General features: G+C 60.9%; 12 protein-coding genes. 3 read left to right on the top strand and 9 right to left on the bottom strand.

The genetic code is table 11. The annotated features are described in order from the left end of the window. Nucleotides 1-298: 298 nt before the first annotated feature. Both selD and DSD31_RS15205 read left to right on the top strand, forming a co-directional pair. On the top strand, nucleotides 299-1,342 hold the full coding sequence (gene selD / locus DSD31_RS15210; protein WP_004860839.1) for a selenide, water dikinase SelD: 1,044 nt from the start codon (nucleotides 299-301) through the stop codon (nucleotides 1,340-1,342). A 4-nt stretch (nucleotides 1,343-1,346) separates the two neighbouring features. After that, a complete protein-coding gene (locus DSD31_RS15205; protein ID WP_004860845.1) occupies nucleotides 1,347-3,299 on the top strand; it encodes a DNA topoisomerase III in 1,953 nt (650 codons plus the stop codon). A 799-nt stretch (nucleotides 3,300-4,098) separates the two neighbouring features. Here DSD31_RS15205 and gdhA read toward each other — a convergent pair. Next, nucleotides 4,099-5,442: an NADP-specific glutamate dehydrogenase gene (gene gdhA / locus DSD31_RS15195; protein WP_004860851.1), complete on the bottom strand. Its 1,344-nt coding sequence runs from the start codon at nucleotides 5,440-5,442 to the stop codon at nucleotides 4,099-4,101. A gap of 269 nt (nucleotides 5,443-5,711) precedes the next feature. Further along, nucleotides 5,712-6,122, bottom strand: coding sequence for a pyrimidine (deoxy)nucleoside triphosphate diphosphatase (locus DSD31_RS15190; RefSeq protein WP_004860854.1), 411 nt, complete (start codon nucleotides 6,120-6,122; stop codon nucleotides 5,712-5,714). Nucleotides 6,123-6,208: 86 nt separating this feature from the next. On the opposite strand from DSD31_RS15190, the gene DSD31_RS15185 reads away from it, so the two are divergent. After that, a complete protein-coding gene (locus DSD31_RS15185) occupies nucleotides 6,209-6,832 on the top strand; it encodes a CDP-alcohol phosphatidyltransferase family protein (RefSeq protein WP_044349466.1) in 624 nt (207 codons plus the stop codon). Nucleotides 6,833-6,837: 5 nt separating this feature from the next. Here the strand turns inward: DSD31_RS15185 and DSD31_RS15180 are convergent, their stop codons facing one another. The 7 genes from DSD31_RS15180 to DSD31_RS15150 all read right to left on the bottom strand — a co-directional run bounded on the left by DSD31_RS15180 (nucleotide 6,838) and on the right by DSD31_RS15150 (nucleotide 13,451). Continuing rightward, the gene (locus tag DSD31_RS15180) at nucleotides 6,838-8,145 is read right to left on the bottom strand and encodes a sulfurtransferase (protein ID WP_113991153.1); all 1,308 of its coding nucleotides are present in this window, start codon (nucleotides 8,143-8,145) and stop codon (nucleotides 6,838-6,840) included. Nucleotides 8,146-8,232: 87 nt separating this feature from the next. Further along, nucleotides 8,233-8,865 (bottom strand): ATP-binding cassette domain-containing protein, encoded by a 633-nt coding sequence (locus tag DSD31_RS15175; RefSeq protein WP_004860866.1) that lies wholly within the window; start codon nucleotides 8,863-8,865, stop codon nucleotides 8,233-8,235. After that, nucleotides 8,865-10,400, bottom strand: coding sequence for an ABC transporter permease subunit (locus tag DSD31_RS15170; protein WP_113991152.1), 1,536 nt, complete (start codon nucleotides 10,398-10,400; stop codon nucleotides 8,865-8,867). Before DSD31_RS15170 ends, DSD31_RS15175 begins: the two co-directional genes overlap by 1 nt. Further along, nucleotides 10,373-11,542 carry an ABC transporter substrate-binding protein gene (locus tag DSD31_RS15165; protein ID WP_113991151.1) on the bottom strand — a complete coding sequence of 390 codons (1,170 nt, stop codon included), beginning with the start codon at nucleotides 11,540-11,542 and terminating at the stop codon, nucleotides 10,373-10,375. The genes DSD31_RS15170 and DSD31_RS15165 overlap by 28 nt, the downstream gene beginning before the upstream one ends. A gap of 10 nt (nucleotides 11,543-11,552) precedes the next feature. Continuing rightward, on the bottom strand, nucleotides 11,553-12,119 hold the full coding sequence (locus DSD31_RS15160; protein WP_113991150.1) for a carboxymuconolactone decarboxylase family protein: 567 nt from the start codon (nucleotides 12,117-12,119) through the stop codon (nucleotides 11,553-11,555). Further along, the gene (locus DSD31_RS15155; RefSeq protein WP_113991149.1) at nucleotides 12,119-12,826 is read right to left on the bottom strand and encodes a TVP38/TMEM64 family protein; all 708 of its coding nucleotides are present in this window, start codon (nucleotides 12,824-12,826) and stop codon (nucleotides 12,119-12,121) included. Before DSD31_RS15155 ends, DSD31_RS15160 begins: the two co-directional genes overlap by 1 nt. Further along, entirely contained in the window at nucleotides 12,813-13,451 is a 639-nt protein-coding gene (locus DSD31_RS15150) for a TVP38/TMEM64 family protein (protein WP_015584591.1), read from the bottom strand. Before DSD31_RS15150 ends, DSD31_RS15155 begins: the two co-directional genes overlap by 14 nt. Between the last annotated feature and the right edge of the window lie 246 nt (nucleotides 13,452-13,697).

The raw sequence follows: 13,697 nt of genomic DNA, 5'->3' as shown, positions 1-13,697 counted from the left end.
CGCGCTGCCGCTTGCTGGCAGGCGGGCCCGTTGAGTGTGAGAGCGGGGCAGGATCCCGGGCGAAGAATCTGACGGTGGCCGGCGCTGCTTTTATCGACCCGCCGCTCCGCATTTTGTCTATTTTTAGCCATGCCGGACTTTCAGCAAAAGTGAAGATGGCGAGGTAATGCGGCTTGTCCATCGCAAAATCGTCTATTTGTCTGCTTAATGAGCAACCATTCGCGATTTCGGACTGTCATACTTACCACCTTGGCGTTTGAGCGCTACCATAGCGGGATTGCAATGACAGGAGATGTCCATGAGCGAGCAAACTATTCGTTTAACGCAATACAGCCACGGAGCCGGTTGTGGTTGTAAAATTTCCCCTAAAGTACTGGAAACCATTCTGAAGAGCGATCGGGCGAAGTTTATCGACCCGAACCTGCTGGTGGGGAATGAAACCAGTGATGATGCGGCGGTTTACGACCTTGGCAACGGGACGTCCATCATCAGCACCACCGACTTTTTTATGCCGATAGTCGACAGCCCGTTCGACTTTGGCCGTATCGCCGCCACCAACGCCATCAGCGACATTTTCGCGATGGGCGGAAAACCGATTATGGCGATTGCCATTCTTGGCTGGCCGATTAATACCCTGGCGCCGGAAATTGCCCGCGAAGTTGTGGAAGGCGGGCGTTTTGCCTGCCAGCAGGCGGGCATCTCCCTGGCCGGTGGCCACTCGATTGACGCGCCGGAGCCGATTTTCGGTCTGGCGGTCACCGGCGTGGTGCCGACCGAGCGGATCAAGAAAAACAGCACCGCCGAGGCGGGCTGCAAACTCTATCTCACCAAGCCGTTAGGCATTGGCGTGCTGACCACCGCAGAGAAAAAATCGCTGCTCAAACCGGAGCACCAGGGGCTGGCGACGGAAACCATGTGCCAGATGAACCTCGCCGGCGCGGCCTTTGCCACCATCGGCGGCGTAAAAGCGATGACCGACGTCACCGGCTTCGGCCTGCTGGGCCATCTGAGCGAAGTGTGTCGCGGGGCGGGTGTTCAGGCGCTACTCAATTACGCGGATATCCCGAAACTGCCGGGCGTTGAAGAGTACATTGCCGCGGGCGCCGTTCCCGGTGGCACCGGGCGCAACTTTGCCAGCTACGGCCATCTGATGGGCGACATGCCGGCGGCGTGGCGCGATCTGCTGTGTGACCCGCAAACCTCCGGCGGTCTGCTGCTGGCGGTGACGCCGGAAGCGGAAGCCGAAGTGCGCGCCGCAGCCGAAGAGTTCGGCATTAAGCTTGCCGCCATCGGCGAGCTGGTGACCGCACGCGGCGGACGTCCCATGATCGAGATCCGTTGATTACATGCGGTTGTTTATTGCGGAAAAACCCAGTCTTGGTCGCGCAATCGCCGACGTGCTCCCCAAACCGCATCGCAAAGGTGATGGCTACATTGAGTGCGGTAACGGGCAGGTGGTCACCTGGTGTATCGGCCATCTGCTCGAGCAGGCTCAGCCGGACGTCTATGACGGGCGCTATGCGCGCTGGAATCTGCTCGACCTGCCTATTGTGCCGGAGAAGTGGCAGCTGCAGCCCAAACCGTCGGTCACCAAACAGCTCAACGTCATCAAGCGTCTGCTGGGCGATGCGCAGGAGGTGATTCACGCCGGTGACCCGGACAGAGAGGGGCAGCTGCTGGTAGACGAAGTTCTCGACTATCTGCAGCTGGCGCCAGAAAAGCGCCAGCAGGTTCAGCGCTGCCTGATTAACGATCTCAACCCGCAGGCGGTGGAGCGGGCGATTGCTCGTCTGCGCGCCAACAGCGAGTTTATTCCGCTGTGCGTTTCGGCCCTGGCCCGCGCCCGCGCCGACTGGCTGTACGGGATTAACATGACCCGCGCCTATACGCTGCTCGGCCGCAATGCCGGCTACCAGGGGGTGCTGTCGGTCGGGCGGGTGCAGACGCCGGTGCTGGGGCTGGTCGTGCGACGTGATGAAGAGATTGAGAATTTCGTCGCCAAAGATTTCTTTGACGTCAAGGCGCATATCGTGACGCCGAAGGATGAGCGTTTCGTTGCCACCTGGGTGCCGAGCGATGCCTGCGAACCGTATCAGGATGAAGAGGGGCGTCTGCTGCATCGTCCGCTGGCCGAACACGTGGTGGCGCGCATTGAGGGCCAGCCGGCGCGGGTGACCGCCTACAACGATAAGCGGGATTCTGAGCCGGCGCCGCTGCCGTTTTCGCTTTCGACGCTGCAGATTGAGGCGGCGAAGCGCTTTGGCTTTAGCGCGCAAAACGTGCTGGATATCTGCCAGAAACTGTATGAAACCCACAAACTGATTACCTATCCGCGTTCGGACAGCCGCTATCTGCCGGAGGAGCATTTTGCCGGTCGGCATGCGGTTCTTAATGCCATCGCGGTTCATGCGGCGGATCTGCTGCCGCAGCCGGCGGTTGATCCGGAAATCCGCAACCGCTGCTGGGACGATAAAAAAGTGGATGCGCACCATGCGATCATCCCGACCGCCCGCAGCAGCCAGGTGAAACTGTCCGATAACGAAGAGAAGGTGTATGGCCTGATTGCCCGCCAGTATCTGATGCAGTTCTGCCCGGATGCGGTCTTCCGCAAGTGTCAGATCGATCTTGATATTGCCAATGGCAAATTTGTCGCCAAAGCGCGTTTCCTCGCCGAAGCCGGCTGGCGCGCGCTGCTGGGTAACAAAGAGCGGGATGAAGAGAACGACGGTACCCCGCTGCCGGTGGTGGCCAAAGACGACGAGCTGTTGTGTGAAAAGGGCGAAGTGGTGGAGCGGCAAACTCAGCCGCCGCGCTATTTTACCGATGCAACGCTGCTGTCGGCGATGACCGGGATTGCTCGTTTTGTGCAGGATAAAGAACTGAAAAAAATTCTGCGTGCGACCGACGGTCTGGGTACGGAGGCGACCCGCGCCGGGATCATTGAACTGCTGTTTAAGCGGGGCTTTTTAGTTAAAAAGGGGCGCTATATTCACTCCACCGATGCCGGACGTGCGCTGATTCACTCCCTGCCGGAGATGGCTGCCCGGCCGGATATGACCGCTCACTGGGAGTCGGTACTGACGCAAATTAGCGAGAAGCAGTGCCGTTATCAGGACTTTATGCAGCCGCTGGTCGGCACGCTTTATCAGCTGATTGAGCAGGCCAGGAGTACGCCGGTGCGTCAGTTCCGCGGCATTGTCGCGCCGGGAGGCGCTAAAAAGAGTTTCAGCAAAGGTAAAACCAAAGCTAAAACGAAAGACAAGAAGCCCGCTGCGGACTCCGCCGCGGAAAATCCATAAAAAAAACCGGTCTTCCGTAATGCCGATCGTTTAAGGGTCGGCAGACCGATTCTTATGCGGCGCTGTCAGGTTTTCAATATATCTGCAGGAGTTTCTGTCCCGTCGTTCGCTATTAAGCCAGGGATGTCGTTTTACGCTGGTTTGCGCGAAAGGGGGGAGCATATTCTGGAGTATGTGTTCTGGGGAGTATTCCGTTCACTTTTGTGGCATGTTCCGTTCACGATAAATTCGACACTTTTCTCATACCCGCTGCGGGTGAACGGCATGGGGGGCGTTCACCCGCCTCCGATGCCCCCCGGCATTGCGCTGAAAACGGCCGTTGCGCGGTATGCTCCACTCCGGCTTCATCTGGCGGACCGGGCGGGACTCAACCTCCCTGTCTCGACCTGCCCTTTGGCCGCCTTATTCGTCCCAGCCATGGGAATCACCCCGCCGGGGCCAACGCTTCCGGCGTTTTTGTCCTGCGGCCAGTCCTCGATGCGCCCCTGCGTTTTCGCCCGTGTTCCTGACGCGCCTTAACCCCCGCGCTGTCCTCCCAGGGCCGGGCGAAACCGGCCCTGGGTCGTTCACCTGCAGCGCAGGAAACAGAAATACGCGGAACTTATGGTGAACGGAATATCCCACAGAAACATGCGCCAGAGTGCGAAGCCCCTTTCACGCCAGCCACCGTTTACCGACTCGCCCTGGCCTGCGATAAACCCAAAAAAGCGGGTCACCTTTCAGTGACCCGCATGACGGGCTTTCGGGGTTGCCGCTCATCCCCGGACGTCAGGGGACGACGGCAGGGAACCACGACGTCTTAAATGACGCCCTGCGCCAGCATGGCATCGGCCACTTTGACGAAACCGGCGATATTGGCGCCGCGGACGTAGTTGGTCTGCTGCGCTTCGCCACCGTATTCAACACAGGCGTGGTGAATATCCAGCATGATGTGATGCAGGCGGGCGTCGACTTTCTCCGCCTTCCAGCTCATACGGGCTGCGTTCTGCGCCATTTCGAGGCCAGAAGTGGCGACGCCGCCGGCGTTCGCGGCCTTGCCAGGGGCGAACAGCACACCGGCATCGAGGAACAGGTCGGTGGCGGCGATGGTGGTCGGCATGTTAGCGCCTTCGGCAACGGCCTTCACGCCGTTAGCGATCAACAGACGCGCCGCATCGGCGTCCAGTTCGTTTTGCGTGGCGCAAGGCAGCGCGATATCCACGGGAACGGACCACGGCTGTTTGCCTTCAAGGTAGGTCAGACCAAACTCGCGGGCGTAGTCGGCAACCCGGCCGTCGCGGCTGGCTTTGATTTCGCACAGACGGGCCAGTTTTTCCGGGGTAAAGCCAGCTTCATCGACAACGGTGCCGCTGGAGTCGGAGGCGGTGATCACGCGGGCGCCGAGGGCCATCGCTTTTTCGATAGCATACTGCGCCACGTTACCGGAACCGGAAACCGCGACTCGCATCCCTTCGAAGCCCAGGCCGTGACGCTTGAGCATCGCGTCGGTGAAGTACACCAGACCGTAGCCGGTCGCTTCCGGACGAATCAGACTGCCGCCGAAGGAGAGCCCTTTGCCGGTGAACACGCAGGCGCTGTTGTTGGAGAGTTTACGCATCATCCCGGCCATAAAGCCGACTTCACGACCGCCCACGCCAATATCGCCTGCCGGAACGTCGGTGTCCGGGCCCAAATGGCGATACAGTTCGGTCATCAGCGCCTGACAGAAGCGCATCACTTCACCGTCGCTCTTACCTTTCGGATCGAAGTCGCTGCCGCCTTTTCCGCCGCCCATTGGCAACGTAGTGAGGGCGTTTTTAAAGGTCTGTTCAAAGCCGAGGAACTTGAGAATCGACAGGTTAACCGACGGGTGGAAACGCATGCCGCCTTTGTACGGGCCAATTGCCGAGTTGAACTGCACGCGCCACGCGCGGTTAACCTGAACCTGATTGCGGTCGTCGACCCAGACGACGCGGAACTGAATAGCACGCTCTGGTTCAACCAGACGTTCCAGCAAAGAGAGCTGGCGATAGCGCGGGTTTTCCTCAAGGAAAGGCCACAGCGTGGTCATAACTTCGCGGACGGCCTGAGCAAACTCGGTTTGATGCGGGTCGCGCTGTTGAACGCGGGTGAGAAAACTTTCCAGAGTGCACATCTGATCCATAGATATAATTTCCCCTTATGGTTGTGGTTGCATGTATACGCGTCACGTTGCAGATTGCTTCGCTGCCCGCTTCGGGAGCGCTTCTGCGGCCGCCCGATGCAATCTGAATGATTTTGTATCTCTTTTTTTATTATTCGGCCCTTGAAAAGACCGATTTTCCGACTATAACACCGGGAATCGTTAGGCAAGCAAGGAAAAATTATCCAGACAGCAAAATTTATAATCTGGCGTCAGTCATAACTAAAAACGATGACGCCAGTGGCAGGGAATTAGCGGGGAAGATCGGCGGCGCGTTGGGCAATAAACGCGTTCAGTAGCGGAATATCTGCCGGAGCAAGGTCGAAGGTGAGCGCCTCTTGCGGCGTGCACCAGCGCAGCTGACGGTGATAGTGGGCGGCAGGAAGGCCGCTAAAGCGCGCCACCCACCAGGCGTGCAGGTGAATCAGGCGGCCGGAGACCTCCCGTTGATGGCTGGCGATATAGCGCTCAACCTCCGCCGTGATGCCGAGCTCCTCCTGCAGCTCGCGGATAAGCGCCTGCGGCTGGCTCTCGCCGGGCTCCACTTTGCCGCCGGCAAATTCCCATAGGCCGGGCTGATCGGCATGGGGCGGGCGTTGCGCCAGCAGAATTTTGCCGTCCTGTTCAATAATGGCGGCTACAACATCAAGCGTTTTTTGCATCTGAATCATCGTTCCGGGCAGGATAATGGCCTATTATCACCGCCTTTATCTTTGCCAGACAACCTTTAGCCCATCGGAGATATGCTGTGCTCGATAGTCATCTGCATCCTCGCCTGAAACCCTTGCTCAATGTTTGCGCCGCGCGGCTGGAGCGCCTCGGCGTCTCTGCCGACGGCGTGACCCTGACGGGTTTCGCCATTGGTGTTCTGGCGCTGCCGTTTCTGGGGCTTCGTTGGTACGGGGCGGCGCTGGCGGCGATTGTCGTGAACCGGCTTCTCGATGGCGTAGATGGCGCGCTGGCGCGTCGCCGCGGGTTGACCGACGCGGGGGGATTTCTCGATATCTCCCTCGACTTTCTGTTTTATGCCCTGGTACCGTTTGGGTTTATTATCGCCGATCCGGCGCAAAACGCCGTGGCCGGGGGCTGGCTGCTTTTTTCTTTTATCGGAACCGGCAGCAGTTTTCTCGCCTTTGCCGCGCTGGCGGCAAAACATCAGATAGCCAACCCGGGCTATGCGCATAAATCGTTTTACTACCTGGGAGGATTGACGGAGGGGAGTGAAACCATCCTGCTGTTCGTGCTGTGCTGCCTGTTTCCCGCATATTTCGCCTGGCTGGCGTGGCTGTTCGGCGCGCTCTGCTGGCTGACCACCGCCACCCGTATTTACAGTGGCTACCTGGCGCTGAAGCAGCTTCAGCGCCAGGCATAACGCGGTTACTGGCTGTTATCCGGGCCGCGCACGCCGGTCTGCACCGGGTTTTTCGGGTCGCTGCTCCACTCGTACCAGCCGCCATCGTACACCGAGATATTTTTCCAGCCCATGGCGCGGGCGTACATAAAGGTCTCTGAGGCGCGCCAGCCGGTGCCGCAGTAGAAAGAGACCTGCTGGTCGGGACGAATATTCCACTGTCGCCACATGGCGGTGATATCCTCCGCGCTGCGCATGGTGCCGTCCGGGTTGTGGAAGTCTTCCATGTGGGTGGAGTCGCTCCCGGCGTGCCCCCAGCGGGCGCCGGCAATCTCGCCTTTTGGCTTGATATAGCTGTAGCCGCTGGTGGTGCCGATAAACTCCGGCCAGGAACGGATACTGACCAGCGACGCATCCTGACGATGCAGCAGCGCGCGCGCCTGCTCCATATTCAGCATCAGCTGCGGCTGGCCGGGAATCGGCGCGCCGAAGTCAGGCGCCGGTTTTTGTTCCGGCGGCATGCCGCGTTCCACCGGCAGACCGGCATCGGACCAGCTTTTCCAGCCGCCGTCGAGCAGACGCACGTCTTTCACCCCGGCGTACAGCAGAATCTGCGCCACGCGGGCGGCGGCGTAGACGTCGCGACCGTAGAGAATCACCGTGGTGTCATGACGAATGCCCTGTTTCGCCAGCAGTGCTTTCAGCTGGGCATCGGAGACCTTATTCCACAGCGGTTCGCTTTCGACCTCGTTGGTGTCGATATATCCGGCGCCGGGAATATGATTCAGCAGATAGAATTTGGGCGCGCCCCAGGCGGCTTCAATCACTTTCCACTGTCCGGCCGGAGCGGCGGTCACCGCTTTACCCTGCTGGAGATCGTGCAGCCACTGCGGGTAAACCAGCTGCTCAAAGTGCGGCAGCTTTTGCAGACGTTCGGGGTGACTCAGCGCATCGCTAAGGGTACTGAGATGGGTAAACCCGGCGGCCTGCAGGCGTGCGGCGACTTTCGCGTTGTCTGTATCGCTGCCGTACAGCGCAACGGGGGTATCGGCCCGCAGCTGATGCTGTTGGGCCCACGCGCTAAGCTGTTCATCGTTCATGGCGCTGAGCCAACTGGCGGAGAGATTCAGCGCCTGCGGTTCGTGACCCTGCGGGCCGTTAGGCTGTTGGGGCCAGCCGTTGTAGAACGCGCTGAGGCGTGTATCAATCGCGATACCGTGCTGCTGTTGGAGCGCGGAGAGCGTTAGCGTTGGCATGGTTTCAGCGGCGAAGGAGGTGGAAGCAGCAAGCCCGATCAGCAGGGCGAGTGCGGTCAATTGAGAAACACGTTTCATCGAAATGCCCGACAAGAGAAAATTGAGCGCACATTTTCCGCTGCCTCCGTGGGGAATTCTTTGCGATAACGCAGGTTAGCAGGGTTTTCATTGCCAGTCGCGGATATTCAGACAGCGGCCGCGGTCGGGAATATCGCCACTGTCGTGGGTCACCAGCACCGCCGGAATGGCGAGGCGCGCCAGCTCATCAAATACCCAACGGCGAAAACCGGCGCGTAGTTCGGCATCCAGGCGGTTAAACGGCTCATCCAGCAGCAGTGCCAGCGGGCGCGCCAGCAGGGCGCGGAGCAGGCTGACGCGGGCGCGCTGGCCGCCGGAGAGTGTCGCCGGATCGCGGGAATAGAACCCGGCCAGCCCGGCCCGTTCCAGCGCCTGCTGCACCTGAATTTTGCGCGCCGCGCCGCGGATGTCGGCCGGCAGCGCCAGCAGCAGGTTTTGCCCGACGCTGAAATGGTCGAACAGCAGCGCATCCTGAAACAAAATCCCAATCCGCCGTCGCTCGGTGGGGCGTTCATCGCAGCGTTCGTTGTAGAGCCACAGTTCGCCGCTGGCGTGAAAAGGGGCCTCCAGCGCGCCAATCATCCAGGCGAACAGCGTAGATTTGCCGCTGCCGGATGGCCCCATCAGCGTCAGTACTTCTCCCGGAGAAACGGAAAAGGCGATTTCCCGCAGCAGGGGACGATGATGCAACGTCAGGGTCAGATTGTTTACGGTGAGCACTAGCGTAATCCTCGTCGATAGCGGCCAGCCAGCCATGCCAGCAGAGCGGTCAGGGAAAAGACCATCGCCGGTAGCAGCAGTTGCCATAATGCCTGCGCGGCGAGCGTTTGCGTATCGCCGCCGCTGCTGAGCGCTACGGCTTCGCTGGTTAATGTCGGCGTCCGGCCGGCCCCCAGCCACAGGGTGGGCAGATACTGGGCAATGCTTACCGAGAAGCCGACCGCCAGCGCCATCAGCAGCGGGCGCACCAGCATCGGAAGTTTTACCCGCCAGACGCGTTGCCAGCGTCCCCAGCCAAGGGTTCGCGCGACCAGTTCCAGACGCGGATCGCGGTGACGCCACGCCGGACGCAGAACAAACAGCATCCACGGAACCACCCACAGCAGATGGCCCCACAAGACGGTGGCAAATTGCCCATCCTGCCAGGTATACAGCGCCAGTTGATACTGACCGTCGGCCAGCGGCAGCGCGGGCAGAACCAGCGGTAGCCAGACCCAGCTATCGCCGCGGGAAGGACCGCACTCCAGCCACAGCAGGCAGACAAGCGCCCCTGCCAGAGAGGCGAGAAGCGCCAGCCCCAGGCTGTTCGCCAGGCTATCGCTTAGCGGAGAGGCGCTCTGCGCCAGCGCCGCCAGCAGCAGCGCGCAAAGCAGGCCGCTCAACGGCAGGCCGATTGCCAGCAGCCGTCCGGCAAGCGCGCGCGGCTGCGGACGACGAATGCCTCGCAGGTCAGGGATCTGTCGCTGCCAGAGACGCCATCCACCCCAGGCGCAAACAAGCACCCCTCCCAGGATGAGCAGCAACAGCAGGCTGGCGAGGGCACCTTTCGCCTGCTGCATATCATCACCCTGGTTTAACCATTGCCAGGCGAGTACCGCAAGCGTAGGCGGGTTGCCCGGGCCGATCACCAGCGCGACATCCACCGTCGACAGGCTCCATGCGGTGGTGGCCACCAGAACGATAGCAAGTGAAGGCAACAGCGTCGGCAGTATCAGCCAGTTGAGACACTGCCAGCGGCCGTATCCCTGGCTTTTCAGGACCGTAGCCTGCTCGGCCAGGCGTTTTTCGCTCAGAAGACCGTAGATCGCCCACAGCAAAAATCCGCTCTCTTTGATGGCCATCGTCAGCCCCAGACCAATGCCGTAGCGATCGGCCGGCGGGGAGCAAACGGAACAGACGCGATACAGCCAGCCGCCTTCGGCGAAAAGGAGCAGCGCGCCGGTGGCAAAGGCGACGTGGGGCACGGCTAACAGGAGCGGCAGGCGTCCCGCCAGCTGCCGCCAGCCGCGGGAGGGCCAGAGCGCGGCGACGAGAGTCAGACTTATCAGCAGCGCGCCGCCGACCGCGAGGAGCGTGGAGAGCAGGGTCGCCGCCAGCGCCTGCCAAATCTGAGGATCGGCGAACAGCGCCTGCCAGCAGGCGAGGCGGAACGCCGGCGCGAGCATGAGCGCAATGGCCGGGAAGACGGGCAGGTAAATCAGCGCCATGATTCCCCAGGCCAGCAGAATCAGTGGGTACCGTAACGGCGCAGCCATTCCTGCTCCAGAGCATCAACCCAGGCCGCGTGGGGGGCCGCCAGTACCGGCGGCGGGTTCTGCGGAGCCCGCGCCTGCAGGGCCTGGCGCTGGTCGTCGGGTAAGCTCTGCGGGTTCAACACGCTGGGGTCGCCCCACACCGCCGGATCGGCTTTACGCAGCTGCGCCGCCGGGGAGAGCAGGAAGTTGGCCACCACTCTGGCGCCCGCCGGGGCGCGCGCATTGGCTGGAATGGTCACGAAGTGCACATTGCCGAGCATCCCGCGCTCAAAACCAAAGCCATAGCTGTCCTTCGGCAGCTCGCCGCTGACCGCTTTTTGCCGGGCATGCAGCGGGTTAAACGTCAGCGACAGCCGAAGCGTACCGGTTGCCAGCATGGCATCCATGCGGGCCGGCGAGGCCGGGAAGTCGCGCCCCTCCCGCCACAGCAGGGGATGAAGCCGGTCGAGATAGCGCCACAGCGGTGCGGTGACGGCGGCAAACGTCTGCGGCTCCGGGGGGCGACGCAGCGCTTCCGGGCGTTCCGTCAGAGTCATCAACAACTGTTCGAGGAAGGCGGTACCGGTAAAGTCCGGCGGACGCGGATAGGTGACCTCGCCGCGATGCGCGGCGGCAAAGGTCAGCAGCGTCTCCGGGCTGTCTGGTGGCGTCGGCGTCTGCGTACGTCGGGCGATAAAGGTGAGCTGCGCGCTGCCCCACGGGGACTCTGCGCCTTCGGTCGGCAGGGAGAAATCTTCACGCACCGGCTGGCGGGTATCAACATAGCGCCAGTTTGGCAGCGTCTCCGCCCATCCGGTTTGCAGCAGGTTGGCGGTTTTCAGGGTACGGAAGTTCTCGCCGTTGACCCACAGCAGATCGACGGAGCCATGATGCTTGCGCCCGGCGCGGGCTTCCGTTTGTAGGCGCTTTACCGTATCTGCGGCATCGGCGATATGCACAATGCGCAGGTCGATAGCATAGTCGCGTTTCACCTCCGCGCTGACCCAGTCGAGATAGCGATTTACCGCCGGGTCGCCGCCCCAGGCATTAAACCACACCGTCTGTCCGCGGGCCTGGCGGGCGATCTGTTGCCAGCTATCGTCGGCGTGAGCGGCAAGCGGGGCCCACAGCAGCGCCGCGAGCCAGAGTAAACAGTAGCGCATGATCCGCTCCTTATGATTTGGTGTCTTCTGAAGAGGTTGGCTGAGGGATCTGGCACAGGCCCTGAGCCGGGATCGCCATGGCGGAATTAAACCGTGCCGACAAATTTTGTAAGCCGATCAGCGCCGTGAGTTCGGTCAGGGCCTGGGCATCAAATCGCGCCATGAGTTTGCCGCGCAGCGCATCGTCGACGGTTGGCGGCGTAAGGCTGGCGGCTTCGGCATACTCCAGCGCCAGACGTTCGTCTTCGCTGAACAGCGGGCTCTGGCGCCAGCGGGCGACGGCGAAGAGCTTCTCGGCGCTGCCGGTGCGTTCAGCCAGCTTCATGCTGGTGATATCCACGCAAAATTCGCACAGACACATCTGAGCGATGCGGGCGCTGACCAGCGCGCGTAGCACCGGATCAAGGGGCGAACGCTTGCGTTCAAGATAGCCGACAAACATCGACACCAGATAAAAGACCAGCGGAATACGCCCCCACCAGCGAATAGGGCTAAGCACCTCGCCGTAGTGGCGACGATGCAGCCAGGCCTGCGGGCGCAGGATCAGGGGGGTGGTACGCAGCGGCGGCAACCTCATCAGGATTTCCTCTTATGACGTTCGAGATAGCAGGCTTTAGCAATAAAGATAATCAGCGTCAGCGCAAACAGAACGGATAAGGCGGTCATAAACCAGAATGTCCCGCCGGTTAACTGGCTGCCCACCCACGAGTACACTATCGTGGCGGGCAACTGGCCGATGCCGGTGGCAAACATAAACTGGCGAAAGCGAATCGACGTCAGACCCGCCGCATAGCTGATGGGATCAAAGGGGACAAACGGCAGCAGCCGGCAGATCAACACCGTCTGGTGGCCGTAGCGGTCGAAGAAAGCGTCCATACTGCGCAGCACCGTTTTTCCGGTCAGCTTCTCAACCGCTTCACGGCCCAGCACCCTGGCGATAAAAAAACACAGCGCGGCGCCGGCCATGGCGCTGACCCAGGAAAGGGCACCGCCGCAGAAGGCGCCAAACAGCGACGCGTTTGCGAAGGTGATCAGAAAGGCGGGGAGCGGCGCCACGACAGCCTGCAGGATCATTAAGGCGAAAGAAACCAGGGCCGCCTGCGGACCGTAGGCGTGAATAAAGCGCTCAATGGCGTGCTGATCTAGGGCGGAAAAAGCCGCCAGACTGTGCTGAATAAACGCATTCACGGCGGGGATACGCCACCAGGCGACGAGCCCGGCCACGACAATGAGGATCAGCGCCGCGCGAGCGTACCAGATGAGACGGGCGTTATTTTTCTTCATGGCTAACCTGCAGTTTGTCGGGATCGATCTGCCGCCGCCGGGCAAAGATTTTGGCGCCCTGAATAATGCCAAATAAGGCGAGGCCGGCCAGACTCAGTTTCAGCATAAACCCCAACGTAATGCCCTCTCTGGCGAGTTCGCTCGCCATCAGGGTATAGATAAACAGCCCTGGCAGGGTTGTCAGGACCGAGATCAGCATAAATGAGCCGAACGGAATGGCCGTCAGACCATAGGCATAGTTTTGAATGTTGTACGGAAACAGCGGCACCAGGCGGGTAAAAATCAGGAAATCAGTACCGCTGCGGGCAATACCACGTTCAATCGCCTGAAAGGTCGCGGTATGTCCGGCATATTTCAGCAGCAGATCCCGACCCAGCCAGCGGGCCAGCAAAAACGAGAGCGCCGAGGCCACCGTGGCCGCACACAGCGATAACAGGGTGCCCCATACCGGGCCAAAGACCACGCCTCCGACCATCACCAGGATACTGCCCGGAATCAGGCACAGGGTCGCGACGATAAATAAGGCAACATAGAGCGTCCAGCCGAGCGGGCCGCTGTGTTGAATCAGCGACTGGAGATGGCGGAAGTGGGTCACCAGATCGGCAAAGCCGGAGAAGGAGATCATCGCCAGCGTGGCGCAGAGCAGGGCGAAAATCAGCAGCAGCCGGGATTCTGCTTTATGACGGCTTCTTTTCCATGGGGGATCTCCTGTTTTAACCGCGTTCCGTGAACCTCCACCCCGCTTGCCAGGGTCTGCGCGACAGTATAATAAATGGCGAGCTACAACAATGTCTTACCGCGGATTTATTGATTTTGCTCAGGATAAGCGGACTCTCCGCGACCGTCAGGCCGGGAGAGTCGACGGAGAAAA

The sequence above is a fragment of the Klebsiella sp. X13 genome (assembly GCF_003323835.1).
Lineage (GTDB): Bacteria > Pseudomonadota > Gammaproteobacteria > Enterobacterales > Enterobacteriaceae > Klebsiella > Klebsiella ornithinolytica.
Note: the sequence above shows the minus strand (reverse complement) of the source record. Positions and strands in the feature narration are given on the sequence as shown.

What these genes read in the sequence shown, in the direction of transcription:
- DSD31_RS15160 (WP_113991150.1), bottom strand. Translation starts at nt 12,119, where the DNA reads ATGAGGTTGCCGCCGCTGCGTACCACCCCCCTGATCCTGCGCCCGCAG.
- DSD31_RS15150 (WP_015584591.1), bottom strand. Translation starts at nt 13,451, where the DNA reads ATGATCTCCTTCTCCGGCTTTGCCGATCTGGTGACCCACTTCCGCCAT.
- selD (WP_004860839.1), top strand. Translation starts at nt 299, where the DNA reads ATGAGCGAGCAAACTATTCGTTTAACGCAATACAGCCACGGAGCCGGT.
- DSD31_RS15165 (WP_113991151.1), bottom strand. Translation starts at nt 11,542, where the DNA reads ATGCGCTACTGTTTACTCTGGCTCGCGGCGCTGCTGTGGGCCCCGCTT.
- DSD31_RS15170 (WP_113991152.1), bottom strand. Translation starts at nt 10,400, where the DNA reads ATGGCTGCGCCGTTACGGTACCCACTGATTCTGCTGGCCTGGGGAATC.
- gdhA (WP_004860851.1), bottom strand. Translation starts at nt 5,442, where the DNA reads ATGGATCAGATGTGCACTCTGGAAAGTTTTCTCACCCGCGTTCAACAG.
- DSD31_RS15190 (WP_004860854.1), bottom strand. Translation starts at nt 6,122, where the DNA reads ATGCAAAAAACGCTTGATGTTGTAGCCGCCATTATTGAACAGGACGGC.
- DSD31_RS15205 (WP_004860845.1), top strand. Translation starts at nt 1,347, where the DNA reads ATGCGGTTGTTTATTGCGGAAAAACCCAGTCTTGGTCGCGCAATCGCC.
- DSD31_RS15155 (WP_113991149.1), bottom strand. Translation starts at nt 12,826, where the DNA reads ATGAAGAAAAATAACGCCCGTCTCATCTGGTACGCTCGCGCGGCGCTG.
- DSD31_RS15180 (WP_113991153.1), bottom strand. Translation starts at nt 8,145, where the DNA reads ATGAAACGTGTTTCTCAATTGACCGCACTCGCCCTGCTGATCGGGCTT.